The 26,354-nt window shown below is 65.2% G+C and carries 24 protein-coding genes; 11 read left to right on the forward strand and 13 right to left on the reverse strand.

The genetic code is table 11. From position 1 onward, the window contains the following. Positions 1 to 136 precede the first annotated feature (136 nt). The 3 genes from NLI84_RS09910 (at position 137) to NLI84_RS09920 (ending at position 2,643) form a co-directional block, all read left to right on the forward strand. Positions 137 to 319 (forward strand): hypothetical protein, encoded by a 183-nt coding sequence (locus NLI84_RS09910; RefSeq protein ID WP_255989932.1) that lies wholly within the window; start codon positions 137 to 139, stop codon positions 317 to 319. Between the two features lie 399 nt (positions 320 to 718). Then, on the forward strand, positions 719 to 1,393 hold the full coding sequence (locus NLI84_RS09915; RefSeq protein ID WP_255989933.1) for a FadR/GntR family transcriptional regulator: 675 nt from the start codon (positions 719 to 721) through the stop codon (positions 1,391 to 1,393). Then, positions 1,390 to 2,643, forward strand: coding sequence for a CynX/NimT family MFS transporter (locus NLI84_RS09920; protein WP_255989934.1), 1,254 nt, complete (start codon positions 1,390 to 1,392; stop codon positions 2,641 to 2,643). Before NLI84_RS09915 ends, NLI84_RS09920 begins: the two co-directional genes overlap by 4 nt. Here NLI84_RS09920 and NLI84_RS09925 read toward each other — a convergent pair. Next, a complete protein-coding gene (locus NLI84_RS09925) occupies positions 2,616 to 3,545 on the reverse strand; it encodes a LysR substrate-binding domain-containing protein (RefSeq protein WP_255989935.1) in 930 nt (309 codons plus the stop codon). The two genes, NLI84_RS09920 and NLI84_RS09925, sit on opposite strands and share 28 nt — an antisense overlap. A gap of 130 nt (positions 3,546 to 3,675) precedes the next feature. Between NLI84_RS09925 and NLI84_RS09930 the strand changes: the two genes are divergently transcribed. The 3 genes from NLI84_RS09930 to NLI84_RS09940 are packed head-to-tail and all read left to right on the forward strand — an operon-like array spanning position 3,676 to position 5,333. Beyond that, positions 3,676 to 4,287: an FMN-dependent NADH-azoreductase gene (locus NLI84_RS09930; RefSeq protein ID WP_255989936.1), complete on the forward strand. Its 612-nt coding sequence runs from the start codon at positions 3,676 to 3,678 to the stop codon at positions 4,285 to 4,287. Between the two features lie 59 nt (positions 4,288 to 4,346). Continuing rightward, positions 4,347 to 4,811, forward strand: a complete 465-nt coding sequence (locus tag NLI84_RS09935; protein WP_255989937.1) for a hypothetical protein — start codon at positions 4,347 to 4,349, stop codon at positions 4,809 to 4,811. A 9-nt stretch (positions 4,812 to 4,820) separates the two neighbouring features. After that, positions 4,821 to 5,333: a GNAT family N-acetyltransferase gene (locus NLI84_RS09940; protein WP_255989938.1), complete on the forward strand. Its 513-nt coding sequence runs from the start codon at positions 4,821 to 4,823 to the stop codon at positions 5,331 to 5,333. A gap of 199 nt (positions 5,334 to 5,532) precedes the next feature. Here NLI84_RS09940 and NLI84_RS09945 read toward each other — a convergent pair whose 3' ends face one another. From NLI84_RS09945 to NLI84_RS09960, 4 genes are all read right to left on the reverse strand, one after another. Then, complete coding sequence (locus NLI84_RS09945) at positions 5,533 to 6,096, reverse strand: YceI family protein (protein ID WP_255989939.1); 564 nt, start codon at positions 6,094 to 6,096, stop codon at positions 5,533 to 5,535. A gap of 18 nt (positions 6,097 to 6,114) precedes the next feature. Continuing rightward, a complete protein-coding gene (locus NLI84_RS09950) occupies positions 6,115 to 6,675 on the reverse strand; it encodes a YceI family protein (protein ID WP_255989940.1) in 561 nt (186 codons plus the stop codon). Positions 6,676 to 6,677: 2 nt separating this feature from the next. Further along, positions 6,678 to 7,226 carry a cytochrome b gene (locus tag NLI84_RS09955; protein ID WP_255989941.1) on the reverse strand — a complete coding sequence of 183 codons (549 nt, stop codon included), beginning with the start codon at positions 7,224 to 7,226 and terminating at the stop codon, positions 6,678 to 6,680. A gap of 100 nt (positions 7,227 to 7,326) precedes the next feature. Further along, positions 7,327 to 7,788: a MarR family winged helix-turn-helix transcriptional regulator gene (locus NLI84_RS09960; protein ID WP_255989942.1), complete on the reverse strand. Its 462-nt coding sequence runs from the start codon at positions 7,786 to 7,788 to the stop codon at positions 7,327 to 7,329. 136 nt (positions 7,789 to 7,924) lie between these two features. Between NLI84_RS09960 and NLI84_RS09965 the strand changes: the two genes are divergently transcribed. Next, a complete protein-coding gene (locus NLI84_RS09965) occupies positions 7,925 to 8,566 on the forward strand; it encodes a carbonic anhydrase (RefSeq protein WP_255989943.1) in 642 nt (213 codons plus the stop codon). Positions 8,567 to 8,622: 56 nt separating this feature from the next. On the opposite strand, the gene NLI84_RS09970 is transcribed toward NLI84_RS09965, so the two are convergent. The 5 genes from NLI84_RS09970 to NLI84_RS09990 all read right to left on the reverse strand — a co-directional run bounded on the left by NLI84_RS09970 (position 8,623) and on the right by NLI84_RS09990 (position 12,414). Continuing rightward, entirely contained in the window at positions 8,623 to 9,075 is a 453-nt protein-coding gene (locus tag NLI84_RS09970; protein WP_255989944.1) for a tetratricopeptide repeat protein, read from the reverse strand. Between the two features lie 114 nt (positions 9,076 to 9,189). Then, positions 9,190 to 9,984 (reverse strand): Cof-type HAD-IIB family hydrolase, encoded by a 795-nt coding sequence (locus NLI84_RS09975; protein WP_255989945.1) that lies wholly within the window; start codon positions 9,982 to 9,984, stop codon positions 9,190 to 9,192. A gap of 329 nt (positions 9,985 to 10,313) precedes the next feature. After that, positions 10,314 to 10,943: a DUF924 family protein gene (locus NLI84_RS09980; protein ID WP_255989946.1), complete on the reverse strand. Its 630-nt coding sequence runs from the start codon at positions 10,941 to 10,943 to the stop codon at positions 10,314 to 10,316. Positions 10,944 to 10,957: 14 nt separating this feature from the next. Continuing rightward, positions 10,958 to 11,761: a hypothetical protein gene (locus tag NLI84_RS09985; RefSeq protein WP_255989947.1), complete on the reverse strand. Its 804-nt coding sequence runs from the start codon at positions 11,759 to 11,761 to the stop codon at positions 10,958 to 10,960. A gap of 8 nt (positions 11,762 to 11,769) precedes the next feature. Continuing rightward, positions 11,770 to 12,414: a hypothetical protein gene (locus tag NLI84_RS09990; RefSeq protein WP_255989948.1), complete on the reverse strand. Its 645-nt coding sequence runs from the start codon at positions 12,412 to 12,414 to the stop codon at positions 11,770 to 11,772. Positions 12,415 to 12,518: 104 nt separating this feature from the next. Here NLI84_RS09990 and NLI84_RS09995 point away from each other — a divergent pair, with 104 nt between their 5' ends. Next, entirely contained in the window at positions 12,519 to 13,685 is a 1,167-nt protein-coding gene (locus NLI84_RS09995; protein WP_255989949.1) for a BaiN/RdsA family NAD(P)/FAD-dependent oxidoreductase, read from the forward strand. Between the two features lie 445 nt (positions 13,686 to 14,130). On the opposite strand, the gene dapB is transcribed toward NLI84_RS09995, so the two are convergent. Then, the gene (gene dapB, locus NLI84_RS10000; RefSeq protein WP_255989950.1) at positions 14,131 to 14,931 is read right to left on the reverse strand and encodes a 4-hydroxy-tetrahydrodipicolinate reductase; all 801 of its coding nucleotides are present in this window, start codon (positions 14,929 to 14,931) and stop codon (positions 14,131 to 14,133) included. 2 nt (positions 14,932 to 14,933) lie between these two features. Continuing rightward, on the reverse strand, positions 14,934 to 15,401 hold the full coding sequence (locus tag NLI84_RS10005) for an outer membrane protein assembly factor BamE (RefSeq protein ID WP_255989951.1): 468 nt from the start codon (positions 15,399 to 15,401) through the stop codon (positions 14,934 to 14,936). A gap of 135 nt (positions 15,402 to 15,536) precedes the next feature. On the opposite strand from NLI84_RS10005, the gene fur reads away from it, so the two are divergent. Genes fur through NLI84_RS10020 form a run of 3 tightly spaced genes read left to right on the forward strand, consistent with a single transcriptional unit; the run spans position 15,537 to position 17,409 of the window. After that, the gene (gene fur / locus NLI84_RS10010; RefSeq protein WP_255989952.1) at positions 15,537 to 15,968 is read left to right on the forward strand and encodes a ferric iron uptake transcriptional regulator; all 432 of its coding nucleotides are present in this window, start codon (positions 15,537 to 15,539) and stop codon (positions 15,966 to 15,968) included. Between the two features lie 14 nt (positions 15,969 to 15,982). Continuing rightward, entirely contained in the window at positions 15,983 to 16,696 is a 714-nt protein-coding gene (aat, locus tag NLI84_RS10015) for a leucyl/phenylalanyl-tRNA--protein transferase (RefSeq protein ID WP_255989953.1), read from the forward strand. Beyond that, positions 16,693 to 17,409, forward strand: coding sequence for an arginyltransferase (locus NLI84_RS10020; RefSeq protein ID WP_255989954.1), 717 nt, complete (start codon positions 16,693 to 16,695; stop codon positions 17,407 to 17,409). Before aat ends, NLI84_RS10020 begins: the two co-directional genes overlap by 4 nt. Positions 17,410 to 17,435: 26 nt before the next feature. On the opposite strand, the gene NLI84_RS10025 is transcribed toward NLI84_RS10020, so the two are convergent. Further along, positions 17,436 to 26,150 (reverse strand): glycoside hydrolase family 94 protein, encoded by an 8,715-nt coding sequence (locus NLI84_RS10025; protein WP_255989955.1) that lies wholly within the window; start codon positions 26,148 to 26,150, stop codon positions 17,436 to 17,438. Between the last annotated feature and the right edge of the window lie 204 nt (positions 26,151 to 26,354).

Genomic DNA, 26,354 nt, shown 5'->3' on the forward strand with positions numbered 1-26,354 from the left:
ACAGTCGGATACCACGAGCACATAGCGTTCCCACGCGAGCACATAACCGGCTACTTCTTCGAGCTTGCTGACTGCGCCGATGACGCGCTCGACCGGCATGGAAAGGTCGATCAGCTTGCTTTCTTGCAGGAATTGCATGGCCTTGCGTGCATCAAAATCCGGATCTGGTCTGGTTGCCATATCGCTCACCTCGCTTCACGTATCACCACCGGTCATCACCGTACTGCGCCGGATCGTCGACCGGTTCACGACGACCTGGCAATACGTGGCGGGTGCGAGCGTTATTGGCTGGAACGCTTTCTTTCTGCTTATGAAATGAAAAGCTAGGCTTGTCGCAGAGTTGCAGCAAGCCACTTGGCCGGGGGCTCGACGAGTGGCATGTGAACGGCATCAGCTGCGTGCAGCCAGCTGCATAGGAACATCGCAAATCCCGACTTCAACTGTCATTGTCTGTTGTTGTCTCCTTGGCTGAATGTCATTGAGGCGACAGCAGGCTTGGGTTGGCGCGAGGCAGTGCAGTTGCTCTCACGGCTACCTGGATTGTTTGCTGACAAGAAATGAAATAATTGGCCAAAAACAGCCTGACGAGCGGCCGTGCTCGGCACGGCGGTGTCTACGCTTTGCAATCGGGTGTGCAGCGGCATCCGGTTTCATGCCGCTCGCGGCATGGAGGGTATCAGGGTAATATTCATCCAATCATTGGATGAATTGGTGACGCATGCCGATACAGAAACCTTCCCTGGTCGAGCTGACTGTGACGGCGCTACGCGGGCGTATCGCGGCAGGCGAGTGGCCGCTGGGCGTACGCATTCCCATCGAGCCCGAACTCGCCCAACTGCTGGGCGTGAGCCGTAACACCGTGCGCGAGGCGGTACGGGTACTGGCATTTTGCGGCGTGCTGTCGGTGCGTCAGGGCGATGGCACCTACGTGGTAAGCCGGCTCGATCCGGCGCAGGCCTTGCAGGCGCTGGCGCAGGCCGGGCTCGCCGAGCAACTGGAAACCCGCGCCATGCTGGAGGTGGAAGCCGCCCGGCTCGCCGCGCTGCGCCGTAGCGACGCCGACCTGGCCGCATTGCGACTGGCATTGGTGGCGCGGGGAGAGCGGCTGCCGGGCGAGGCGCTCGATGGCTTTATCGCGCGCAACATGGCATTCCATCGTGCGGTGACGGCGGCGGCGCACAACGCATCGCTGGCGGCGCTCTATGATTTCTGCGCCGAATCGATCCGCCAGGCGCTGCGCTCGACGCTCGACGACACCAGCTTGCCCGAACCCGATCACGCTAAGCACGCCGCCATCGTCGATGCGATCGCCGCGGGCGACCCCGACGCGGCGGCCCGCGCCGCGCGTGCAGTGATCGCACCGACGCTGGCGCGGTTGGAGGTGAGCCGGTGAAGCCGCTTGCCACGCCGCTGATCGACGCCGAAATTGATGACGCTGGCGTTGCGTCGCCCCGCGGTTTCAACCCGGTCTGGCTCTTGATCGGCATGTTCATGGTCGGGCTCAACTTGCGCCCGGCGCTGTCCAGTGTCGCGCCGGTGCTAGGCAGCCTGGGGCTGCCGGCCGCGGCGGCCGGTGTGCTCACCACGCTGCCGGTGCTATGCCTGGGCCTGTTCGCACCGCTGGCGCCCCGGCTGGCGCGGCGCTGGGGCGCGGAGCGGGTCATCCTCGGCGCCTTGCTGGCGCTGGCCATGGCGCTGCTGCTGCGCGCGGCGGGCCACATCACCGCGCTTTACGCCGGCACCGTGCTGGCGGGCGCGGCCATCGGCATCGCCGGCGTGCTGTTGCCGGGCATCGTCAAGCGCGATTTCCCGCAACAGGCCGGCACCATGACCGGGCTTTATACAATGGCGCTGTGCCTGGGGGCCGCAGTGGCCGCAGGCGTGACGGAGCCGCTGCGCCTTGCCAGCGGCCACTGGCAGACCGCGCTGGCATTCTGGGCGTTGCCAGCGGTGATCGCGGCCGTGTTCTGGGCGCCGCAGCTGCGGCGCGCCGACCGCGGTGGGCACCGGCAGGCGTTTCGCGTCAGCAGCCTGTGGCGCGATCGCCTGGCGTGGCAGGTGACCGGCTATATGGGGCTGCAATCGTCACTCGCATACGCGGTGTTCGGCTGGCTGCCGACCTTGCTGATCGATCGCGGGCTGACCGCGTTGCAGGCGGGCTGGATGATGTCATTGTCGGTACTGGTGCAGCTCGTCACCGCGCTGACGGGGCCGTGGCTCGCCACCCGTGGGCGCGACCAGTGCTTGGCCATCGCCTGGATGCTGGCACTGACGCTGGCCGGTCTGCTCGGCTGCCTGTATGCGCCGCTGTCGCAGCTGTGGTGGTGGGCCGTGCTGCTGGGCCTGGGGCAGGGCGGCACGTTCAGCGTGGCGCTGACGCTCTTGGTGCTGCGCTCGCGCGATCCGCACGTGGCTGCGCAGCTCTCCGGCATGGCGCAGGGCGTCGGCTATGCACTGGCGTCGCTCGGGCCCTTGCTAGTGGGGGTCTTGCACGACGTGGCGCGCCATCCGGCCGTGCTCGGCGTGTTCTTCACGCTGGTGGTGCTGGCGGCGCTGGTCTGTGGCTGGGCGGCAGGGCGCGACCGGCTGGTCGGCGCGCGCACGATCGCGCTCGATCAGGATCGATCGGCGAGCAGCTCGTAGACTTCGTTGCACATCGGCACATGCTCGGTGAGATAGTCGAGCAGTGCGCGCACTGCCGGCACCAGGCCGCGCCGTGACGGGAACACGGCGTGGAACAGGCCGGGCGGCAACGACCAATCCGGCAGCACCGGCACCAGCCGGCCATCGCGCAGTTCGGTCTCGCACATGTATTGCGGCAGGTAGCCCGCACCGATGCCAGCAAGTACCGCGAGCTGCAGCGTGAGCAGATCGTCGGCGATGTAGCGTGGGTAATGCTGGAAGGTGAACTGGGCGCCGCCTGGCCCGAGCAATTGCAGCGTGGCCCGACCATCGACCGCCGACATCGCCACCGTGTCGAGCCAGGACAGCTCCTGCGGTCGCGTGGGTTGGCCCTGGCGCAGCAATTGGCCGGGGCTGGCGACCAGCACCGTGGGCGTGCGGCCAAACTGTTTTACCACCAGGCTGCCGCTATCGGCCAGCGTGTGGCGCACCCGCAGCGCCACGTCCACGCCTTCCTCGACCAGGTCGACCACGCGGTTGCTTACTTGCATATCTACCTTCACCTGCGGGTAGGCGGCGAGAAAACCTGGCAGCAGGTGGCCGATCACCGTTTGTGCCAGCGTCACCGGGCAGACCAGGCGGATCGTGCCGCGTGGCTCCGCCTGCACGTGCGCCACCGCCTCACCGGCACGTTCCGCCTCATCGCGGATCGCCGCGCAATGGCGATAGTAGAGCTCGCCGGTGTCGGTGAGTGACAGCTTGCGTGTGGTGCGCTGCATCAGCCGCACGCCGAGGCGCGCCTCCAGTTCGGCCACGCGCCGTGACAGCCGCGATTTGGGGATGCCGAGCGCCCGGCTTGCCGCGGCGAAGCCACCGCGATCGACCACCTCGGCGAAATACAGCATGTCGTTCAGATCCTGCATGGCACGGCTCAATTGTTCTACTGGTGGGACAATCTATCGCATTTTTGCCGGCTTATCACAGAATCGACGCAGTAGCAGAATGCACTCCAACACCACGACGCGTGGTGACGACCCGACAGGAGAAACCATCATGAAGCTGCTGCACATCGATTCTAGTGTCCTTGCTGCCAACTCCGTTTCGCGCCAGCTGACCGCGCGCATCGCCGCCGAATGGCAAGCCACCCACCCGGGCACCCAGGTCGACTACCTGGACCTGGCGACCGACACCCCGGCCCACCTCTCCGGTGAAATCCTCGGCGCGCGCTTCACGCCGGCCGATGCGCACAACGCCGTGCAGAAGGCGGAAACCGAGCTCACCGAGGCGCTGTTGGCGCAATTCCTGGCGGCGGATGTGATCGTGGTTGGTGCGCCGATGTACAACTTCTCGATCCCCAGCCAGCTCAAGGCGTGGATCGACCGCATCGCCCAGGCCGGTCGTACCTTCAAGTACACCGAGACTGGCCCGGTGGGTCTGGCCACCGGCAAGACGGTGATCGTGGCCTCCAGTCGCGGTGGTGTGTACTCGGCAAGCGAGGCGCTGCGCGCGCTCGATCACCAGGAGGCGTATCTCAAGACGGTGTTCGGCTTCCTCGGCATCACCGACGTGCGCTTCGTGCGGGCCGAGGGCGTGAACATGGGCGAGGCCAAGAAGGCCGAGGCGCTGGCGCTGGCCGAGAAGGAAATCGTCGCCCTCGCCGCCTGATTGCAGCGGGATGTCGCCAAGGCCCGGCATCGCCGGGCCTTTTTACTTGGAGCCGTACCATGAAAACCGGAGGACTGGTCTGCGTGTTCGAAGACGCAAAAAAGCCGCTGGTGTTGGGGCTGCACGAAAGGCTGGAGCCGGGTGATTTGGCCTTGCTCGATACCGAACCGGCATTGGGCGAGGGCGCGTTCTGGTTGCCGGGGTACGCTGGCGCCTTTGCCACGCGCAGCAAGTGCCAGATGCCGGTGGTGCATGCCCCAGGCCTGCGGATACGCGTGCTCGCAGGCGTTTATGCTGGTGTAATCGGCGCCTTGCCCTGGCCCCGACTTTGCCTCGACGCCTACATGGCCACCTGTGCGGCGCTGCCGCTGCAGGCCGATGAACATTGGCAGGTGCTGCACGGCGAGGTGGTCAAAGAGCAAGGCCAACTGCGTGCCTTGCGGCCCAGCCATGTGCTGGTCTGGTCCGGTATCGCGGAAAACACCAACGCTGACCGGATGCTCGACAGTATTAGTTGCTGCTAAAGTACTCACATGTCGTACTCCGCCAAATCCCTGTCCGCGCTGACCGTGCGCATAGCCGCTGCCGGCGATTTTGTCGGCATCTGGCCCATCTTCCACGCCGTGGTTTCGCGGGGCGATAGCTACGTCTACGCGCCCGATACCGACGAGGCCGAGGCGGAGCGGATCTGGATGCAGCAGCCGCTGCGCACCTACGTCGCAGAGCTGGCGGGCGTCATCGTCGGCACCTACTACCTGAAGCCCAACCAACCAGGCCTGGGCGACCATGTGGCCAACGCGGCTTACATGGTCGCCGATGCCGCACGCGGTAAGGGCGTGGCCTCTGCCATGTGCGTGCATTCGCTCGATACCGCGCGTGCGCTGGGTTTCAGGGCCATGCAGTTCAATTTCGTCGTCAGCAGCAACCTAGGGGCAATCCGGTTGTGGGAGCGCCACGGCTTTTCCGTGGTCGGCCGCTTGCCCGGCGTGTTCCGCCATCCCGAGCTGGGCATGATCCCGGCGCTGGTGATGCATCGCTTTCTCTGAGCCCGGTTGCTAGCCCAAACTGCGGTACCGAGTCGATCCCGGCACGTGGTAATAGAGGGGACTGATAAGCCGGACACGCCACCGCTGGCGATCCCTTGCCGCTGGAAGAGCAGCTCGCCACCATCGTGCAGGGCCTGTGGCAGGTCTGAATACGCAGCAAAAAGCCCCGCAGAGCGGGGCTTTATCCGGGCGCTGGCGCTTACTTCAGGCCAGCTTCCACCTGGATGGTCAGCTTCACTTCGTCGCCCACGGCCGGGACATAGGCACCCATGCCGTAGTCGCTGCGCTTGAAGCTGGCGGTGGCTTCGGCGCCACACCATTGCTTCTTGACCATCGGGTGCTGGCCACACTTGAAGTTGGCGACCGTCAGCGTCAACGGCTTGGCGACGCCCAGCAGCGTGAAGGTGCCATCGATGCTCACCAACTTGTCGCCGTCGAAATTGAGCTTGTCCGATTTGAAGTTGGCGGTCGGAAATTTGGCGACGTTGAAGAATTCCTCGCTCTTGAGGTGGTCGTCGCGCTTGGCAAGGCCGGTATCAAGGCTGGTGGTGTCGACCGTGATGTCAAGGCTGCCGGACTTCTTGGCGCTGTCGATCACGATGGTGCCGCTGGTCTTGTCGAACACGCCATGCTGCACCGAGAAGCCCAGGTGGTTGAGCGCGAAGCGCGGGTAGGTGTGGGTCGAGTCGATTTCATAGGTTTGCGGGGCGGCGACGGCTGCGGTGGCAGCGACGGCGAACAAGGATGCGATCAGCAGTTTCATGGTGGTGTTCTCCAGTGTTTATTGGCCGGGCTTGCCGGCGAGGGTGAAGCGGAACTTGACTTGCACATCATCGGCGACGGTTTCGGTGTCGGCCCAGGCACCGTCGCCGAGCTTGTACTGCAGGCGCTTGAGCGCGAAGCCGCCGTCGAGCTGCAGATCGTTGCCGACGCTCTTGGCGGTGAACGGGGCGACGATATCGCGGCTGATGCCCTTGATCGTCAGCGGGCCACGCGCCTCGAACTTGCCGCCACCCAGCGCCTTTACGCTCTTGGCGGTGAACGTGGCCTTGGGATGGGTGGCGACGTCGAACCAGGCTTTCTTCTTGGCCTCGGCATTGCCGTCCGGGCCACCGACATCGATGCTGACCAGATCGACCGTGAAGGTGGCCTGCGTCGCCTCGGGCTTGGCCGGGTCGAACGCGAGCTGAGCGGCGAAGGTCTTGAAGCTGCCGTCGACACCCACGCCCATCTGCTTGAAGGCAAAGCCGATCTGGCTCTTGGCGGGGACCAGCGTCTGCGCGGCAAAGGCCGGGGCGGCAAGGGAAAGCGCGACAAGCGCGCCAGCTAGCATGCGTTTCATGGTTACTCCTGGGTATTGTGCTTACAGGGCAGCATGCGCTTGAGCGTAGTGTCCCGATCAATGAAATGGTGTTTGAGCGCGGCGGCCACATGCAGTCCGATCAGCACCAGCATCGTATAGGCGACGATCTCGTGCGCCTGCTCCAGCACTTCGCCCAGCACTTCGCTCTTGGGTACGAAATCGGGCAGCGGCAACACGCCGAACAGCACCACCGGAAAGCCCTTGGCCGAGCTCATGGCCCAGCCCAGCAGTGGCACGGTGGCCATCAGCAGATAGAGCAGGTGGTGCGCGCCGTCGGCGGCCTTGGCCTGCCAGGCCGGCTGGCCCGGCAGCGCGCCGGGGGTGCCATGCCGGACGCGCCAGATCAGCCGCGCTGTGAACAGGATCAGTACGCTGATGCCGATCCACTTGTGATACGAGTACAGCTTGAATTTGAGCGGCGACAGCGGCAGTGAGTTGATGTACCAGATCAGGCCGAAGGCACAGAAGATCAGCAGCGCGATCAGCCAGTGCAGGCTCTTCTGTACGCCATCGTAACGTTCTGCGGCCATGTGATTTTTCCTAGGGGCTGGGCGGGTAACGCCCGGTTCGCAAGCAGTGACGCTGCATCATAGACGCAATGTTTCCGCCGAAAATCGTGAGGATGCGAGATTAATTATTCAGCTTTTCGCAACAATCGCCGAAGCCTTGCTCCATGACCGAACGCAGCTGCTTAAGGCTGGCCTCGATGGTGGATAGTTCCGTGGCGGAAAGCTGGGCGAAGGCCGGTTCAAGATAGGCGACATGCGGCGAAAATACGTCCTCGAACACCGAGCGGCCGGCGTCGGTGAGCGTAACGGTGAGGCTGCGTCGGTCGCCCGGCGTGGTCTCGCGGCGAATGAGGCCACGCTCGACCAGGCGATCGAGCACGCCGGTCAACGTGCCCTTGGTGATCAGCGTGCGCTCGCCCAGTTCGCGGCAGCTCATGCCGCAGGTGTTGCCCAGCGTGGCGATCACGTCGAACTGGCCCGGCGTGAGGCCGACCTGGCGGATATGGTGGCCCGACAGGCGTTCAAACGCCTGGTAGCAACAGGCCAACTCGCGCAGTACCGGCAGGAACGGGGCTTGCGACACGATAACCTCCTGATTATCCTAGTTAGAACTGTTTATGTAACGTAATCAACGTCAGGCCGCAAGCGGGTTTGCCTGTACAATCGCCGCCGACCAGTTAGCTAGCCGCACATCGCGGCGTGGATCAGGGAGTGAACGTATGTCCGATGTCGACAAGCTGATAGGCGGCTTCCGCCGCTTCCAGAACAAGTATTTCGCCGGCGAAGGCCAGCTCTTCGAAACGCTGAAGCGCGGTCAGAACCCCAGTACCCTGTTTATTGCCTGCTCCGACTCACGAGTCGATCCCGCACTTGTCACCGACTGCGATCCAGGCGATATCTTCGTAGTGCGCAATGTCGCCAATCTGGTGCCGCCGTACGAAGTCGATGGCACCTATCACGGTGTGTCCTCGGCGATCGAATACGCCGTGTGCGTGCTCAAGGTGAAGCAGATCATGGTGCTGGGGCACTACGGCTGCGGCGGCATCCGCGCGCTGGTCGAAGGCTACGAGCCGCAGACCGATGCCGATTTCGTCGGCCGCTGGATGCGCATCGCCGAGCGCGCGCGCTACCAGGTGCTGGCGCCGGGTGATAACCCTTCCGTGCGGCTGCGCCGCTGCGAGATGGCCGCCATCGTCGTTTCGCTCGACAACCTGTTGAGCTTCCCGTTTATCGCTGAGCGCGTCGCCAATGGCGAACTCGAACTCGCCGGCTGGTATTTCGATCTGGAGCAGGGCGCGCTCTATCAGTACAACCGGGACGCCGGTGCCTTCGACGTGCTGGTCGGCTCGCTCTCGACTTAAGTGCGCCACGCCCCAACGACAACAGGCCCCACGGGGCCTGTTGTCGTATCCATCACTCAGTGGTGCGCCGCGTGCCACTGGGCAATGGCGGCCTTGAGATCCTGGTACTGCTCGCATTCGCCGCATAGCTTGGCGAGCTGGGCGAGATCGGCCTCGGCCGCTTCAGGCTGGTTCGCCATCAGCCAGGCTTCACCACGATACTCATAGGCACCCAGGTGCTTGGGGTCGAGCGCCAAGGCCTTGTCGTAGGCGGCAAGCGCCTCGGTCACCTGTCCCTGCTTGCGGTGGACATAACCGGTCCAGTTCCAGGCATCGGCGCTATTCGGATCATCGGCACGCGCGCTGTCGAGCTTGCTCTTGGCAGCTTGCCAGTCCTGTCGTTCGATATCGCGCTCAGCCTCTTGCAGCGCGGTGGGCGAGCCAGGTTTTGCTACAGCTTCACCCTTGCCGCCACCGGAACCGCCACCTCCGCCACCACCGGCGGCGAACAGCAACGCGGACACGCTCATGGCGAGCAGGGCAAGTAGGGGTTTCACAGTCGTTTGCATGATGGCGACACTCCGCGAGGGGGACTCCCTGTTCCTAGCACAACCGAGGCGCAGTGGCACTGCGCGGGGCGCCGATCAGATGCCAAAGAGTTCGTGCAGCTTGAGGGCTACGCCGGCTTCGGCATTGCTGGCGATGCGCGGCAGATGGGGCAGGGCTTCGACCAGGCGCGGATTGGCATTGCCCATGATGAAGGGGTGGCCGGCAGTCTGCAGCATTTCCTTGTCGTTCAGATTGTCACCGAAGGCCGCGCAGTGTTCGGCATCGATGCCAAGCTCGCCCAGCACCACGGTCAACGCGTGCCCTTTGGAGACGGTGGGTGCCATCACTTCCAGGCAGTCCAGCGCCGAGAAGGTCACGTACAGCTCGTCGGCAAAGCGCTCGCGGATTCTGGTTTCCAGCTCGAGCAGGTGGGCGTGCTCGCCGATGTAGAGGATCTTGCCCACGTCCTCGCCGTCGTAGTTCGGCACGTCGGCCACGCGATAGAAGAAGCCGGAATCCTGGTGGTACTTCATCAGGTCCTCGTTCGGTGCGGCAATCAGCCACTCGTTGCTCAGGTAGAGGCTGAGCGACGTGCCGGCGGAGAACTCGGGCTGGGTCAGCTCGCGCACGAGTTCGGGCTCGATGTTTTCGGCGTGGATCTGCACGTCGTCCGGATCGTGCACGCGCGCGCCGTTGGAGGTGATCAGGTAGGCGCGGATGCCGAGCACGCTGCGGATGGCCTTCACGTCGCAATAGTGACGGCCGGTGGCGATGGCGAACTTCACGCCCATGGCTTCCAGCTTTTGCAGCGTGGCGGCCGTATCCGGGTTCACGGTGTGGTCGGGGGCGAGCAGGGTGCCGTCGAGGTCGGTGGCGATCAGCTGGAGCATGGCGATTCCGCAAGTCTATGAGCGAATACCGATTTTATCGGAGCTGACGCCATCCGCCGATGGGGAATTATGCCTACGCGGTATCAATATTCAGCCTTATGCCCCGGCGTTGGCCGGCGCGGCGCCTGGCCGGTATTACGCACAGCCGCACCCGATCATTTCAGCGCGCCGGGCCACGCTCGTTGCAGGGCTTGCTCGCCGGGCCGATCGCGGCGTCGAAGACGGCCTGGCCGCGTGCCGGCGGCGCCTTGCGCGTGGCCCGTCGATTGAACTTCCGACTAGTGGCTTAGCTGGTCGGCTGCAAATTGCACCGGGTAGTGCCGATCCGGCTAGAACTCGCCGCGTTCGGCCAGCCAGGCCGCCTCGCGCTCGGTGGTGGCGCGGCCCAGCACCGCGTTGCGGTGGGCAAAGTGGCCAAAGCGCCGGATCACCTCGCGATGGCTTAAGGCGTAGTCGTGGAAGGGGGCGAGTGCCATATCGCTGCGCCAGGGCGCAGTCAGCGCCACCATGCGATCCTGGTCGGCCAGGGTTTCCGCGTGTTCGAACGGCAGATAGAGGAACACTTGCTGCAGCGGCGGCAGACCCCGCTGCCAGCCCAGCTCCAGCGCATGCAGTGCGTGGCCGCGGGCTGCTGCATCACCCGCGAAGGCACGCGCCGAGCCGCGAAACAGGTTGCGCGGGAACTGGTCGAGCACGATGACGAGCGCCAGCGTGCCATCCGCATCGCAAGCCCAATGATCGAGTGCCCCGGCAAGCGCCGTTTCGACCGTGGCGAGAAAGCGGTCGCGGATTGCCATATCGAATTCGTCGTCACGCTGGAACCATTGCTGCCGCAACGCTGGTGTCTCGCCGGGCGGCCCGAACCAGAAGGCCAGCACGTCCTGCGGCTGTACGGCGTTGATGTTGCGACCGCTTTTGACACGGCCTTCGGGGCTGCTGCGACGGATCAGTGAGGTCATGGTTGGTCTGACCACTATGGTTGCATGCGAGCGGTGCTATTTCCGCTGTGCCGTTGCGGGCGTGGAGGACTGCCTTGAGATGGCATCACGTTCGATGCATCGAATACGGGGCTTCGGCGTCGCATGAGTAACAATGCTGCGCCGCCCAGGCTGGCCACGGAGAGCCCCCCAAAACCACAGACAGCGATCAGCCAAAGTCGGGCATGCAGGGCGGTGAGGTAAGCCTCTCCCCCTTCAAGCCGTTTCAAGTTGCGCTGCAAGCGCCGTTGCTGCGTCGACGTGAGGCGAGAGGCATCGATGAATTCGCGCTCCAATACCTCGATGGATGCGGATGCCGTGCTTTCGAGGAATGACTTCTGCCACGCTGTGGCGACACACAGTATGGCTGCAGCAAACCCAAGCCACAGCAGAACCAGAATCACGCTGCGAAACGGATGAACCAGACGAAGTGACGGGGGAGGCAACGTAGGATGAGCCAGTTTATTGACGGTGCCTGTTTCACGGCCGGAAGAGGACTCCCGAAGGTTGTCCGCCCTTTTCAGGTCAGCCACGCGAGTCGGGTAGCTTGCTTTGATAACCTGCCCGCAGAACAGGATGTGCCAGTCCGGATCGAATTCATTGCGCGGATAGATTTGCAAGCCCGTATCCGAGTAGGCGATCGAGACGGGGAGTAGGCCAGTGGTGGGTCTGGCCAATAGCTGAATTTCGTGTCCGGGCGAAAGATAAACCTCCTCGCACGCGCATTCGAGAAACATACGAATGTCATGGTCGCTATCGTTGCGGAACGAGCCGATCACGACGAGTTCTACAGTTTTCATCATTGCGCCTAGCGCTCCGAATATGGCACCACTTCCACCTCGGCGCCCCGTTGCGGCGCCATCGGCAGGTTGAGTGCGACGAGGTGGGCCGAGAGCCGGGCGAGTTCGGTGTTGCGCGGCTGGCGGCGGACCATCTCGGCCAGCGTGGCCTGCAGGCCCAGGCCGTCGCGGGCGGCGAGCTGCACGTCGAGCAGGTAAAGCTCCGGGGCGACATCGTCGCGGGCGAACTGCTTGCGCCATTGCAGGTATTGCTGCTGCGCGCGCTTGAGTCTGGCGCTGATCACGCGGCTGGGCAGATCGTCGCCCAGTGTGGCTACCTTGGCGAGGTTGTCCGGCGCACGCTCCAGCGCCTGGCGCAGCGCGGCGGGCAGGGCGGTACGCTCGCGGGCGTCGGCGCCATCGCTGCGGCGCGGTCCGCTGGCGGCGAGTTGTAGCGTGGCGGGTCCGGTCCAGAGCCCGCTGCGTGCCCGGGCCGTATCGGCGATGCGCAACGTCGCCCCGGCAGCAAGCTGTATCGCTTCGGCGCCGTCGAGCGTCCGCAGTGCCGTCACGGAGGTGTTGCCCTGGCGCACATCGCCTTCGACGGCGGTGACGATCAGCGCGGCGTGGGCGAGCGGGGCAAGGCAGAGCAGGGGCAGCAGGCGCAGACGCATGGCGGTCTCGGTCGGGTGGAATCGGCAGTGTACGGGACACGCGGGTGCATGTTCCATCGCCGCCTCGCTTACAATCGCGGCCTGGCGAGGATAGACAGATGACGATGCAGACTACCGACGTGGTGGTGATCGGGGCCGGGGCCGCCGGCATGATGTGCGCGGCCACGGCGGGCGCGCGCGGTCGGCTTGTGACGCTGATCGACCACAGCGAGAAGCTGGCGGAGAAGATCCGTATTTCCGGCGGCGGGCGCTGCAACTTCACCAATCTCGATGCGCGGCCGGAATGCTATCTGTCGCAGAACCCGCACTACTGCAAGTCGGCGCTGGCGCAATACACGCAGCATGACTTCATCAAGCTGGTGCAAAAGCACGGCCTGGGCTTCCATGAAAAAACGCTGGGCCAGTTGTTCTGTGACGACGGCTCGCAGGCCATCATCGATATGCTGAAAGCCGAGGTCGACGCTGCTGGTGTCGTCTGGCGCATGGGCACCGGCGTGTTCGGCATCGAGCGCAGCGCATCCGGTTTCGTGGTGCGTACCGCTGCGGAAACCTGGCAGTGCGAGGCCCTGGTGATCGCGAGTGGCGGGCTGTCAATTCCGCAGATCGGTGCCACCGCCTTCGGCTACGAGGTGGCCAAGCAGTTCGGCCTTGCCATCGTGCCGACCACGCCGGCATTGGTGCCGCTCACCTTCCAACCGCACGACCTGTGGGAGGAGCTCGCCGGCGTTGCCATCGAGGATGCCGTGGTGTCCTGCGGCAAGACCCGCTTTCGCGAGGCCATCCTGCTCACGCACCGCGGCGTGTCAGGGCCCGCCATCCTGCAGATTTCGTCGTACTGGCTGCCGGGCCAGCCGATCAGCGTCGATTTCATGCCGGAGGTGGACGCTGCCGAGTTTCTGGCTACCGCCAGTCGTGATGCGCTGCTCTCCACCGTGCTCGCCGAGGTGCTGCCACGCCGGTTGGCGCAGGCGATTGCCGCCGAGTTCGGCGAGGTAAAGCCGCTCAAGCAATATGGCGCCAAGCAACTGGCGCAACTGACGGAGCGGCTCAAGCGCTGGCAGGTGATCCCGTCCGGCACCGTGGGCTACAAAAAAGCCGAAGTGACGCGCGGTGGCGTCGATACGCGGGGCCTTGATTCCAGGACCATGATGGCCAAGTCGGTGCAAGGCCTTTTCTTCATTGGCGAGGTGGTCGACGTGACGGGTTGGCTGGGCGGCTACAACTTCCAGTGGGCGTGGTCATCCGGCTTTGTCGCCGGCGGCCATGCCTAGCCGTATCGCAGCGACTTTTGACTCGTAATAACCCGCAAGGTTCGACGCGTCGTTTCTGTATTTGATGCGCATCAGGGGCAGGGTGACCGTTCGTGAAATTAGTGTTGAAAACCACGTGTCACGGGCGTAGGTTGATATTGTCTTCGGGGCCACGAGTCGGCCTGATGGCGATGAATCGGAAGATCGTTCTTTAGCATCCACCTTGGCAAAAGGCGTGGCCGCAATGGTGCGGGCACGATGTAGGACAGGTCCGCACGCGGCATGCAGCGTGCACATGAGCCCGTACCCGGGCGCAGGCCAAGCACTCGATTTGATCCGGACTCGAAGACCCGCGGGGCGCCAGATGGCGCCCCGTTTCTTTTGGGGCGCGCCATTGCGGCGGGCCAACACCGTGCTTGTCCAAAACAGTGGGGCGCCGTAGTGCCCCATCGTCTGTTGCCTAGCCTCAGTTGAGGCCCAGCACGTCCTGCATACTGAAGTGGCCGGATGTACGGCCGGCGAGGAAACGCGCCGCGCGCAGGCTGCCCTGCGCGTAGATCGTGCGGTTGCTTGCCTTGTGCGTGACTTCGATGCGCTCGCCGGGGCCTGCGAACACGGCGGTGTGATCGCCGATCACGTCGCCGCCGCGCAACGCGGCAAAGCCGATGCGGCCATCCTCGCGCTCGCCGGTGATGCCCTCGCGCGACCAGGTGGCGATGTTTTTCAGCTCCTGATCCCAGGCGCGGGCCACGGCTTCGCCCATGGCGATGGCGGTGCCCGATGGCGCGTCGACCTTGTGTTTGTGGTGCATCTCGACGATTTCGACGTCGTAACCCTGGTTCAGCACCTTGGCGGCCACCTCCAGGAGCTTGAACACCAGGTTCACGCCCACGCTCATGTTGTAGGCCGAGACGATGGCGATGTCGCCGCTGGCGGCCTTGATTGCTTCGCGTCCCGCTTCGTCGAAGCCGGTGGTGCCGATGATCATGTTCACGCCATGCTCGCGGCAGAGCGCGAGGTGCGCCAGCGTGCCCTCGGGACGGGTGAAGTCGATCAGCACATCGGCGCCCTTGAGCGCGGCCAGGTCGGCGCTGATGACCACGCCGCTTTGCTTGCCGAGAAAGGCGGAGGCGTCCGTGCCGATGCTGTCACCGCCTGCCCGATCGAGCGCGGCGTGGAGTTCGCAGTCGGGCGCGGCGAGCGTCGCCTCGATCAGCATGCGGCCCATGCGCCCGGAGGCGCCGGCAATCGCGATCTTGATCGCCATGCTCAGAATTCCTTGTCGAGCAGCGGTTTGACCTCGACGTCCTTGCCGGTGCCCGCGGCACCCGGGTTGAGTTCCGAGCTGATGGTGTCGTCCTTCTTCTGCTCGGGCGCGAGCTTGATCGCGCGCTGGTCTGTGAGTGCAGGCAGTGTGTCACCTTCCCAGCGGGCCAGGCTGTCACCGTCAAAGAAGATGGCGAGGGTCTTCTTCTGCTTCAGCTTGCCACCCTTGGCGTCGCTGTAGACATAGTCCCAGCGGTCGGCATGGAAGGGATCGGTCAACAGTGGCGTGCCGAGCAGGAAGCGGACCTGGCTGCGGGTCATGCCAACCTTGAGCTGAGCGGCCTTGTCGGCCGTGATCTCGTTGCCTTGCGGTATGTCGAGCTTGTAATGGGGGACGGCGTTCAGGGCGCCGCAGCCCGCGAGCAGCGCTACAAGCGCCAGCGAGAGCAGAGTCGGTTTGATGGTGTGCATGCCTGGGTTCACGAGGAAAGCGGGGGCTCTGCGCGCAGCGCCCGACGATGGTTACGGGCCGCGCGGCGGTTTGGTCGTACGGATCAAAGGCTATATCATACCGAGGTTGAACACTTGCCGCAGCCGAGGAAGACCATGAGCAACGCCGCCGACCTGAAAGAAGCCGGATTGAAGGCCACCGGACCGCGTCTGAAGATCCTCAATCTGTTCGAGCACAGCGAACAGCGTCACATGACGGCGGAAGACGTCTACCGCTTGCTGCTGAACGATCACACCGATGTCGGACTTGCCACCGTCTATCGCGTGCTGACCCAGTTCGAGCAGGCCGGCATCCTGGTACGCCACCACTTCGAATCGGGCAAAGCGGTTTTCGAACTCAACCAGGGCGGCCACCACGATCACCTGGTCTGCGTGAAATGCGGCAAGGTCGAAGAGTTCTACGATCCCGAAATCGAAAAGCGCCAGGATGCGATTGCCGATAAGCACGGTTTCGAAATTCAGGACCACGAGCTTTATCTCTACGGCGTGTGTGCGGAGTGCCAGCAAAAACGCCCCAAGCGGGGCTGATCGCCCGTAGCCGCATGGCAATGATTTCCTGGCTGGGTGAGGCGCCGCTGTTTCCGCCGCTGTCGCGCGCGCTGGTCGAACCCAACGGCCTTCTGGCCGCCGGCGGCGATCTCGCTCCGGATCGCCTGCTCGCGGCCTATCGCGCCGGCATCTTCCCCTGGTTCATGCCGGGCGAGCCCATCCTGTGGTGGAGCCCGGACCCACGCACCGTGCTCTATCCGGCCGAGCTGCACGTGCCGCGCTCGCTGGCCAAGGTGATCCGCCATCGCAGCTACACGGTGCGCTTCGATACCGCATTCGACGAAGTACTGGCCGGTTGCGCCGGCCCGCGCACCGGCGTGCGTGGCACCTGGATCACCGACGAGATGCGCGCCGCTTATGGCGAGCTGCACCGGCTGGGCCATGCGCATTCGGCCGAATGCTGGATGGACGGCGAGCTCGTGGGCGGCCTGTATGGCGTCGCTATCGGCCAGATGTTCTACGGCGAATCGATGTTTGCGCGCGCCGCCGACGCTTCCAAGATTGCCTTCGTCCACCTGGTGCGCTGGCTGGACGCGGAGGGCTTTGGCCTGATCGACTGCCAGATGCGCACCGACCACCTGGTCCGCTTTGGCGCGCGCGAGATTGCTCGTGACGATTTTATTGCTACGCTGGCTGTATTGACCGGGCGAACGGTAACACCCCAGCGCTGGTCCTATCTGCATCACAACCCCGGAGTCCTGACATGAATCCGCGCGGCCACGCGATTCAATTGCAGTTCTACGCCACCGCTCCCTACCCGTGCAGCTATCTGCCCGACGAGATGGCGCGCTCGCAGGTGGCCGTGCCGTCCGAGCTGATCGACACGCGCACCTACAGCCAGCTGGTGCAGCACGGTTTCCGCCGCAGCGGCCAGTTCGTCTATCGCCCGCATTGCGATACCTGCCAAGCCTGCGTGCCGGTGCGGCTGCCTGTGGCCGATTTCGAGCCCAATCGCAGCCAGCGCCGGGCCAGCAGGCTGCACGCCAATCTCAAGAGCCGCATCCTCGGTCTCGAGTATTCGGAGGCGCATTTCCGGCTGTACCAGCGTTACCAGGCGGCGCGCCATAGCGGCGGCGGCATGGATGAAGATGGCCGCGAGCAGTACGAAAGTTTCATCCTCAAGAGCAATGTCGCAAGCTTTCTCGCCGAGTTCCGCGATGGCGGAACGGTGCGCATGGTCAGCCTGATCGACCAGTTGGAAGATGGCCTGTCGTCGGTCTACACCTTTTACGACCCGGAGATCGAACACGCGAGCTTTGGCGTGTTCAACGTGCTGTGGCAGGTGGGCCTCGCCCGCCAGCTCGGCCTGCCCTACGTCTATCTCGGCTACTGGATCGGCGAGTGCCGCAAGATGGCGTACAAGACGCAATACCAGCCCATCGAAGGCCTGATCGCCGGTGAATGGCAGCCCATGGCCTGAACCGCCGCGCTAGCCGTCAACGTGCCTCATGCCGCCGGCACGTTGACGATGACGCGATGTTCCTGACCGTCGTTCACCAGCGCAATCTCGGCATGGGGCAGAACCTGGCCATCCAGCGTCAGCTGTAGCGCGGCGACGTCGGCGTTACGCGCAACCTCGATCCGATAGCGGGTCTGGTGGAAGCGATATTGCAACGCGTAGCCGCGCCAGCTGGCGGGCAGCTGCGGCGCCAGATGCAGCGTTTCGCGCTCGCGCGTCAGGCCCAGCAGCGATTCCACCATCAGGCGGTACATCCAGCCAGCCGATCCCGTATACCAGCTCCAGCCGCCGCGGCCGGTGTCATGCGGCAAGGCATAGACGTCGGCGGCGACCACATAGGGCTCGACCCGGTAACGTTCCATGGCCTCGGGCGTGTTGGCATGATTGACCGGATTGATCAGTGCCAAGAGCTCCCAGGCGCGCTCGGCTTCACCCAGGGCGGCGAAGGCCATCACGGTCCAGATCGCGCCGTGCGTGTACTGGCCGCCGTTCTCGCGCACGCCGGGCACATAACCGCGGATATAGCCGGGATTGAGGCGGGTGTGATCGAAAGGCGGGGTGAACAGGTTGATCAGCCCATGTTCGCGCCGTACCAGGCGCTCGTCGACGGCCTGCATCGCCTGCCGTGCCCGCTGCGGATCGCCGGCGCCGGACAAGACGGACCAGCTTTGCGAAATCGAATCGATCTGGCATTCGCTGTTGCTCGATGAGCCCAGCGGCGTGCCGTCGTCGAAGTAGGCGCGACGATACCAGGCGCCATCCCAGCCGTGGGTCTCGATGTTGTGGCGCAGCTGCTCCCCCTGGTCGTTGCAGAACCCCGCGAAGGCCTCGTCGCCGCGCTGGCGGGCGATGGGTTCGAAACGGCGCAACACGTCATGCAGGAAGAAGGCGAGCCAGATGCTCTCGCCCTTGCCCTCGCGCCCCACCAGATCCATGCCATCGTTCCAGTCGCCCGATCCCATCAAGGGCAGGCCGTGTTCGCCCATGCGCAAGCCGTGCTGGATGGCGCGCATGCAGTGCTCGTACAGTGTGGCCACTTCGCTCGCCTGGCCGGGCAGGTCGTAGTAGGACTCGGCCTCCGCCGGCACCGGTCGGCCTTCGAGGAAGCCCGTGCTCTCGTCAAGCACGCCGGTGTCGCCGGTCACTTCCACGTAGCGGGCCGTCGCCAGCGGCAGCCACAGGTAGTCGTCCGAGCAATGCGTGCGCACGCCACGCCCGGCCGGCGGGTGCCACCAGTGCTGCACGTCGCCCTCGCGGAACTGGCGGCTGGCGCACAGCAACAGATGCTCGCGCACCAGCGCCGGCTGCGCGTGGACCAGCGCCATCACATCTTGCAACTGGTCGCGGAAGCCAAAGGCGCCGCCAGACTGGTAGAAGCCGCTGCGCGCCCAGATCCGGCAGGCCAGTGTCTGGTAGACCAGCCAGCCGTTGGCGAGCACGTTGACTGCCGCATCCGGTGTCTCGACCTGGATGGTGCCCAGCGTATCGTTCCAGTGCGTCCACACCGCATCGAGTGCGGCCTGTGCGGCGGCCGTGCCGCGAAAACGCTGCACCAGCTGCTCGGCCTCCTCGCTGTTGTGGCCCAGGCCCAGACGGAACACCAGCTCGCGGCTCTGGCCTGTGGGCAGCTCGAACGGCACCTGCAGTGCTGCACACGGGTCGAGCCCGGCGCCGACGCGGCCGGACAGATGCTGGCGGCCCAGTGCCGCCGGCTGCTGTACCGTGCCATTGCGGCCCAGGAACTCCGCCCGATCGCCGGTCACGCTGCGGCTGACGCCGTCGACATCGAAAAACGCCACTTGCTCGGAGAACTCGGTGTTGTAGGGGTTGCGGGCGAAGAGGGCACCGCTGCGCGCGAGTTCGATGCTGATATGCATGGCCGACTTCGCCCGCAACTCGCCCAGCACCCATTCGACGTAGCCGGTCGCCGAGAGCTTGCGGCTGCGCCCCGATTCGTTGCGGATCTTCAGCACCGAGAACTTCACCGCCGCATCGGTCGCGACATAGATCCACAGCTCGCTGACGATGCCGTCGACGCGCGTCTCGAACACGCTGTAGCCGAAGCCGTGCCGCACGCGATAGTGGACGGGCAGGTGCACCGGCAGCGGCGTGGGTGACCAGACGAGGCCGCTTTCCTCGTCGCGCAGGTAGATGGCCTCGCTCGGTGGATCGCTGACGGCGTCGTTGTGCCACGGCGTCAGTCGATATTCGTGCGCATTGCCGGCCCAGGTGTAGGCGCTGCCGCTCTCGGAAACGATGGTGCCAAAGGCCGGATTGGCCAGCACGTTGACCCAGGGCGCGGGTGTCACATCGTCCGGACCGAGCTCGATCACGTATTCGCGGCCATCGCGGGTAAAGCCGCCGAGCCCGTTGTCCTGGATCAGGTCGGTGCGCCGTGGCGAGGCTGCTTGCGCATGCAGGCGTGGCGCAATGATGGGAACCAGGCGCGGCACCTTGACCTGGGTCTGTGTGATCTGGTCGAGCTGCTCGGCGAGCGTGCCGCGCTGGTCCGAGATGATGGCGCGGGCCACCGCCTGCAGCAGTACGCGATCCTCGGCGGGGATCTGCTCGGCCGGGCGCACGAAGATGCCGCCAGGCTTGTCGAGCGAGGCCGCCTCGGTGCCCGAGGCGATCAGGCCGATGATCTGTTCCTGCAGGCTCTGCCGATAGCCGGAGTAGCCCTCGTTCCAGATCACGAGATCGACCAGCAGGCCCTTCAGCCGCCAATAGGCGTGGGCCTTGACCAGCTGGCGGACCAGATCGAGGCTGGTGGTGTCGCCCACCTGCAGCAGCACGATGGGCAGATCGCCCGAGATGGCGTAGCCCCATAGGCCGGACTGGCCGCGCCGGTTGGCCTGCAGGATGGCCGAATTGGCGCGCAGCCCGCAGTGCTGGTACAGCACGGCGCTTGCGAGCCGGGCATAGAGCTGCACGTCCGATTCGTTGGCGTTGATCTGCATCAGCGCCACCTGGGCATGGGTCCACGCCAGATCGAACACGCGATCGGCCAGCCGGCGATCCTGGTATTTCTCGATCAGCTCGTGCGCCTGCTCCCGGGTGCCGGCCATGCCGGTGACGATATCGACGGTGATCGCTTCGTCCGGCTGCAGCACCACGCGTTGGCGTATGGCCACGATGGGGTCGAGCACCGAACCCTCGCTGTCGTCCAGCGCGTCCTGTCGCAGCGCCTGCGGCGCGATGGTGCTGTGGCCGCGACCGATGAAACGCATGCGATCGGTTGCGAACGAGGTCGAGCCACGGGTTTCGCCGTGCACCGACATCAGGTGCAGTAGCCATGGCGCGTTTTCGTCGAGCGAGCGCGGCCGGCGGGTGGCGAGGATGGCGTTGCGTGCTCGCACGATCTCGGTCTGCACGAAGAGGTTGCTGAACGCCGGGTGGGCGGCGTCTGCCGCCGCCATCGCAATCACTACCTCGGCATAGCTGGTGAGATCGATCTCGCGCCGCTCGTCCGACAGGTTGGTGATACGCACGCGCCGCAGCTCGATATCGTCCTCGGGCGAGACCACGACGTCGGTATGGGTCTCGATCTCTGCTTTGTCCTCGCCCACGATGTCGCGCCGGCGGAATTCCGCCCGGCCTTCCGAGAACACCACGTCGTAGCTCGCGGGGAGGGTCAGCGTGGGCTGGTAGGCGCTGGACCAGCAGGTATCGCTCTGGACGTCGCGCAGGTAGATGAAGGCGCCCCAGTTGTCGCGCGTGGTGTCCTCGCGCCAGCGGGTGACCGACAGGTCGTGCCAGCGGCTGTAACCACCGCCGGCATTGCTCACCATCACGTGGTAGCGGCCATTGGACAGCAACTGCACCGCGGGAGTCTGGGTGTCGGCGTGGCTATAGGTGCGCAGCGGTATCTCGCTGGCGGTGGATGCGTTGCTGTCGTCGATGCGCTGCGCCGTTTCGAGGAACAGCGGCATGGTCTTGGGGATGCGTTCCTGCAGCAACAGGATATTGGCCTGGAACTGGCGGTTGGCCTCGAATCGGCGCTGCATGGGCTGACCGAGCAGCGCGTGGGAGAGCGACAACAGGCTCATGCCCTGATGATGCGACATGAAGGCGTGGACGATGGCGCTGGTCTGGCCGCGGCGCTGGCGCACCGGTGTGTAGTCGACGGCCTCATAGAAACCGAAATGGCCGGTGTAGCCGCTGGCCGCCATCTTCTGCAGATTGTGGCAGGCGGCATCGGGCGCCACCATCAGCGCCATCACCGAGGCGTACGGCGCGATCACCAGATCCTCGGCCAGGCCGCGCTTGAGCCCCAGACCCGGTACGCCAAAGGCGTGGTACTGATAGTTGAGGTGCTGGTCGACCGTGTTGTAGCCCGATTCGGAAATCCCCCAGGGCACGCCGCGCAGCTTGCCATATTCGATCTGGCGCGCGACGGCTGCGCGGCAGGTCTGGTCGAGCAGCGTGTGCGCGTAGCTGGGCATCACCAGCATGGGCATCAGGTACTCGAACATCGAACCGCTCCACGAGAGCAGCGCCGGCTCGCCGCTGGTATTCACCAACAGCCGGCCGAGCGCGAACCAGCTCTCCTGCGGTACGCGGCCCTGGGCTATCGTCACGAAACACGCCAGCCGCGCCTCGGAGGCGAGCAGATCGTAATAGCCGGCGTCGGCACGGTGCTCGCTGACGTTGTAGCCGATTATGAACAAGTGACGACGCGCGTCGTAGAGGAAATCGTGCTCCATCTCGGCCATCTGGCCGGCTTCCTGCGCCAGTGTCTCAAGCTCGGCGATACGACGGCGCGCGAGCTCGCTGCCGACGATCACCTGCTGCTGCAACACGGCCAGCCAGTCGCGCTGCGGCTCGCCCAGCACCGCTTCGAGCTGGGCGCGGATGCGCGGCAGCACGCGCGTCTCGAGCTCGGCGAGCTCCCGCAGCGTGGGAATGCCGGTGACGGCGGTGAAAGGCTCGACGCCGGAGGGCGCGGGGGGCAGCGACAGCCAGGGCGCGAGCCGCATCAGATCGTCGAGCGCGTCGTGACACTGGCGGGCCAGCGCGGCGGCCCAGTCGCGGGCTTCGCGGGTGGGCGAGTCCTTGTCTTGCGAGGTATCCGGTATCTGCGCGACGAGCTCGGTGGCGGCGCCAGCGAGTTCCACCAGCCGCAGGCATACGTTGGCGAGGTTGGTCGGTGGGGCCGCCGTGATCGCGGCCAGCATGTTGCGGAAACGGCGCAGCGCGTTGGCGGCCAGGCCGTTGCTAGCTTCGGTCAGCACGGCCAGGGTGTCGGCAAGGCCGGCGAACAGCTGCTCGGACAGGATGCGGCGCTCGGCCAGCTCCTGCAAGCCGGTCTGCAGGATCATCAGGTGCCCGGCGAGGTTGCCGCTATCCACCGTCGACACATAGCGCGGATAAAGCGGCTCCAGCGTGCGTGTGTCGTACCAGTTGTACCAGTGGCCGCGATAGCGTTCCATCCGCCGCAGCGTATGCAGCGTGTTGGCAGTACGGAACACCAGCTGCCCGGTGGAAATGTAGCCGAAGTCGTAGGCGGTGAGGTTGGCGAGCAGGCCCAGGCCGATATTGGTGGGCGAGGTGCGATGCGCCACCATCACCTGGCGGTATTGCTGGTAGTTGTCCGGCGGCAGCCAGTGATCGGTCGGCCCGGCCAGATGTTCGAAAAAGGCCCAGGTGCGCCGTGTCACGCCGCGCAGGAATCGGATCTGGCTGGCGGACAGCGTCGTTTCGCGAAGTTCGATCGGCTGGCTGAACCAGCTGGCGATCGCCGGAGAGAACAGCCACAGCAGCAGTATCGGCGCCGCGGCCAGCATGGGCGCCGCTCCCAGCTGGGCGACGGCAGCGCCGGTCGCGATGGCCGTGACGGGGGCCACCCACATCCGGCGCAGCATCATGCCCAGCGTTGGCGGGCCACGCCGGCTGGCGGCGCGTTCCACCTCGCTCGAGGCGTTCCATTCCAGCAGGTGGCGACGGATCACCAGCATGCGCCAGCCGGTACGCACGATCGCATCGAGCGTGTACCACGCCTCGTAGGGCAGGCAGGCAAGGTGGAACAGCACCTGGCTCACGCTGCGCCCGAGCGCGTGGGCCCGGCTCACCGCATGCTGGCGCCACAACAGCTGTGACGGCTTGCGTACGAAATCGAACAGCGCCCCGCACAGCACGGGCAGCAGCAGGAAGGTGAACAGCAGCAGCGTCCACTGCCAGGGTGCGGCCACCAGCAGCCAGCCGGCGATCCACAGCGGCAGCAGGGCGATGGGGACGAGGCTGCGTCGCAAGTTATCGAACAGCTTCCATTGCGACAGCACCGACAGCGGGTTACGACGCTCGCCGCGCTGGCCGGGCACGCGTGGCAGCAGCCAGCCGGCCAGTTGCCAGTCGCCGCGTATCCAGCGGTAGCGCCGTATCACGTCGTTGTCGTAGCGGGTGGGTTGATCCTCGTAGACCTGCACGTCGCTGAGCAGGCCGGAGCGCGCGTAGCAGCCTTCCAGCAGATCGTGGCTCAGCACGTGGTTGCACGGCAGGCGTTCGCCCAGCGCCTGCTCGAAGGCGTCGAGGTCGTAAATGCCCTTGCCGATGAAAGAGCCTTCGCAGAACACGTCCTGGTACACGTCCGACACCGCGCGCGTGTACGGGTCGATGCCGGCATCGCTGCCGTAGAGCGCGGCGTAGTGCGAACGCTGCGCGTTGGCGAGCGTGGTGGCGACGCGCGGCTGCAGGATGCCGTAGCCGCTGACCACCCGCTGGCGCGCCGGATCGTACAGCGGGCAGTTGAGCGGATGGCTCATCGCGCCGACCATCTGCCGCGCCGCGTCGCGCGGCAACAGCGTGTCGGTGTCGAGCGTGATCACGTATTTCACGCCATAAAGTGGCTCGATCTGGCCCTCGATCAACGAAAAGCCGGTGCCGGCCGGATCGCGGTGGCCATGCCGCAACAGCGCGTTGAGTTCGGCGAGCTTGCCGCGCTTGCGCTCCAGCCCCATCCATACGCGCTCCTGCGGGTTCCAGCGGCGCGGGCGGTGGAACAGGAAGAAACGGTCCGGCTGCGTGATGCCGCCGTCGCAATCGTATTTGCCATTGAGCGCGGCCACGCCAGCCTGTGCCTGCGCGAGCAGGGCAGAATCGATGGGCAGGGTTTCGTCGTCGGCATCGCAAAAATCGGTCAGGAGGCCAAAGAACAGCTGCTCGTCCCGGTTGGCAAGAAAGCGCACTTCCAGCGCTTCCAGCAGCGACTCCACTCCCTCGGCGCTCGACAGCATGGTCGGCACGACCACCAGCGTACGGGCCTGGACCGGAATGCCGTGCTCGAAATCGAGCCGTGGCAGCAGTTGCGGCGCCGCCAGGAGCGTCGCCATCCAGTTCACCAGCGAAACCGCCAGCTGGCTCGCCACGATGATCACCGGCAGCGCGAGCAGCGCCTGGGCCCAGAGCGGCAGTACCGCACCGAGCTGGCTGGCCTGAGCCAGCGCCAACAAGCCCCAGCTCAGCAGCGCGGTGAGCAACGCGATGCCGCCCAGATAGAGCGACAACGGCCAGCGCTCCGCCGCCTGGCGCAAGCGTTGCCACAGCGGCAGGTGAGCCGATACGGCGTGCTCCAGCGCCGGCATCCCGGCATCGACGAGGTAGAAACCGACGTGGCGGCGGCGATCATCGGCATGTTCATGCCCGGCGCCCGCGAGGGTCGCGAGCGTAACCGCGTGCCGCGCGATCTCGCCCTCCGACAGCGGGCTGTACTTGCCCAGCGATTCGATCACATGGCGATAGCGATCGCGCGTGGCGAAATCCATGCGCGGGTAGGTCGCGGCGGGGTCGTCGCGCAGGATCTGCTCGACCACGCTCTGCGATTCGACGAACTCGCGCCACTCGATCGCGGAGAGCGCCCGCAGGCTGCCTATGCTGTTGCTGATCGAAACCTGGTCCGCCGCCTGTTTCTGGTTTTCCTGATGGACGAGTTGCTCCACCGTGAGGCCGACTTCGGCCAGCCATTGTTCGACCCAGGTGAGCGGTAGCGCCAGGCTGGGGCCGCGCCCCTGCAACCGTCGGGTCAGCTCGGAGACGAAGCTGCTCGTCATCGGCAGGTCGGAGCGCGCCATGTCCGCGACTTCGAGGATCAGGTTCTTCGGGTTTTCCTCGGCGATCTGCAGCATGCGCTCGGCCCAGTCGTCCGCGACCATACGATCGGTCCAGCTCCTGGAGATCTGTACTGCCACGCGGCGCAGGTTCTCGATCAGCGCCAGGCGCAGCATGATGGGCACCGCCCACAATTCGCCCAGCTTGAGCGGACTGATGCTCTGGTAGGCTGCGATAAAGCGCCCCAGGCTTTCCGCGTCCACCCGGCCGTCGCCATGCGACACCGCTTCGAGTGCGATGTCGTAGACGCGCGGCAGGCCGGCCACGGGTTCGCCCGCCAGGCGCGGCAGCTCCACGCTATAGCCTTTGGGCAGGTGGCGCTTGGCGGTGCCGATCTGCGTTTCGATCAGATAGAAGTTGTCGAGCAGCCAGGTTCCGGCCGGGGTGATGCTGCGCTTGGCATCCCCCTGGGTGAGCAGGCGACAAGCCTCGATCAGGCAGGACTCGTTGTCGGCCAGGCGCGCGAGCAGGCGATCCGGGACGCGCGCACTGGAGAGTGTGTGCGAGGCCGCCAACGCGCGGCCATGCTGCGCCAATTGGTCGGCACTGAAGAGTTCCGCCCGCAAGGGCAGGTCGCTGGCGGGCAGTTGGCTGGACATGCTGTCTGGAAGCCACATCCGCCGCGCAGAGGGAAGGAAGTTGATGCCGAGGGTCACACCGTATCCTTTGCCCGCCGCGTGGCGAGGCCGAAAATTATTTTTGCTTACAGGTGCATCGTACTTGGCAATTTTGCTCTTTCGATGTGCGTAATTACATAGATGGACGGTGTGAGCGACGAACGTAACCCAGCGCCAATTAAAAAA

It is taken from the genome of Chitinolyticbacter albus (assembly GCF_024437655.1).
Classification (GTDB): Bacteria; Pseudomonadota; Gammaproteobacteria; order Burkholderiales; family Chitinibacteraceae; genus Chitinolyticbacter; species Chitinolyticbacter albus.

What these genes read in the sequence shown, in the direction of transcription:
- NLI84_RS09940 (WP_255989938.1), top strand. Translation starts at nt 4,821, where the DNA reads ATGTCGTACTCCGCCAAATCCCTGTCCGCGCTGACCGTGCGCATAGCC.
- NLI84_RS09955 (WP_255989941.1), bottom strand. Translation starts at nt 7,226, where the DNA reads ATGGCCGCAGAACGTTACGATGGCGTACAGAAGAGCCTGCACTGGCTG.
- NLI84_RS10025 (WP_255989955.1), bottom strand. Translation starts at nt 26,150, where the DNA reads ATGTCCAGCCAACTGCCCGCCAGCGACCTGCCCTTGCGGGCGGAACTC.
- NLI84_RS09990 (WP_255989948.1), bottom strand. Translation starts at nt 12,414, where the DNA reads ATGCGTCTGCGCCTGCTGCCCCTGCTCTGCCTTGCCCCGCTCGCCCAC.
- dapB (WP_255989950.1), bottom strand. Translation starts at nt 14,931, where the DNA reads ATGGCGATCAAGATCGCGATTGCCGGCGCCTCCGGGCGCATGGGCCGC.
- NLI84_RS09975 (WP_255989945.1), bottom strand. Translation starts at nt 9,984, where the DNA reads ATGCTCCAGCTGATCGCCACCGACCTCGACGGCACCCTGCTCGCCCCC.
- NLI84_RS09965 (WP_255989943.1), top strand. Translation starts at nt 7,925, where the DNA reads ATGTCCGATGTCGACAAGCTGATAGGCGGCTTCCGCCGCTTCCAGAAC.
- NLI84_RS10005 (WP_255989951.1), bottom strand. Translation starts at nt 15,401, where the DNA reads ATGCACACCATCAAACCGACTCTGCTCTCGCTGGCGCTTGTAGCGCTG.
- NLI84_RS09925 (WP_255989935.1), bottom strand. Translation starts at nt 3,545, where the DNA reads ATGCAGGATCTGAACGACATGCTGTATTTCGCCGAGGTGGTCGATCGC.
- NLI84_RS09945 (WP_255989939.1), bottom strand. Translation starts at nt 6,096, where the DNA reads ATGAAACTGCTGATCGCATCCTTGTTCGCCGTCGCTGCCACCGCAGCC.
- NLI84_RS09970 (WP_255989944.1), bottom strand. Translation starts at nt 9,075, where the DNA reads ATGAGCGTGTCCGCGTTGCTGTTCGCCGCCGGTGGTGGCGGAGGTGGC.
- fur (WP_255989952.1), top strand. Translation starts at nt 15,537, where the DNA reads ATGAGCAACGCCGCCGACCTGAAAGAAGCCGGATTGAAGGCCACCGGA.
- aat (WP_255989953.1), top strand. Translation starts at nt 15,983, where the DNA reads ATGGCAATGATTTCCTGGCTGGGTGAGGCGCCGCTGTTTCCGCCGCTG.
- NLI84_RS09910 (WP_255989932.1), top strand. Translation starts at nt 137, where the DNA reads ATGGCCTTGCGTGCATCAAAATCCGGATCTGGTCTGGTTGCCATATCG.
- NLI84_RS09995 (WP_255989949.1), top strand. Translation starts at nt 12,519, where the DNA reads ATGCAGACTACCGACGTGGTGGTGATCGGGGCCGGGGCCGCCGGCATG.
- NLI84_RS09950 (WP_255989940.1), bottom strand. Translation starts at nt 6,675, where the DNA reads ATGAAACGCATGCTAGCTGGCGCGCTTGTCGCGCTTTCCCTTGCCGCC.
- NLI84_RS09985 (WP_255989947.1), bottom strand. Translation starts at nt 11,761, where the DNA reads ATGAAAACTGTAGAACTCGTCGTGATCGGCTCGTTCCGCAACGATAGC.
- NLI84_RS09915 (WP_255989933.1), top strand. Translation starts at nt 719, where the DNA reads ATGCCGATACAGAAACCTTCCCTGGTCGAGCTGACTGTGACGGCGCTA.
- NLI84_RS10020 (WP_255989954.1), top strand. Translation starts at nt 16,693, where the DNA reads ATGAATCCGCGCGGCCACGCGATTCAATTGCAGTTCTACGCCACCGCT.
- NLI84_RS09930 (WP_255989936.1), top strand. Translation starts at nt 3,676, where the DNA reads ATGAAGCTGCTGCACATCGATTCTAGTGTCCTTGCTGCCAACTCCGTT.
- NLI84_RS09935 (WP_255989937.1), top strand. Translation starts at nt 4,347, where the DNA reads ATGAAAACCGGAGGACTGGTCTGCGTGTTCGAAGACGCAAAAAAGCCG.
- NLI84_RS09980 (WP_255989946.1), bottom strand. Translation starts at nt 10,943, where the DNA reads ATGACCTCACTGATCCGTCGCAGCAGCCCCGAAGGCCGTGTCAAAAGC.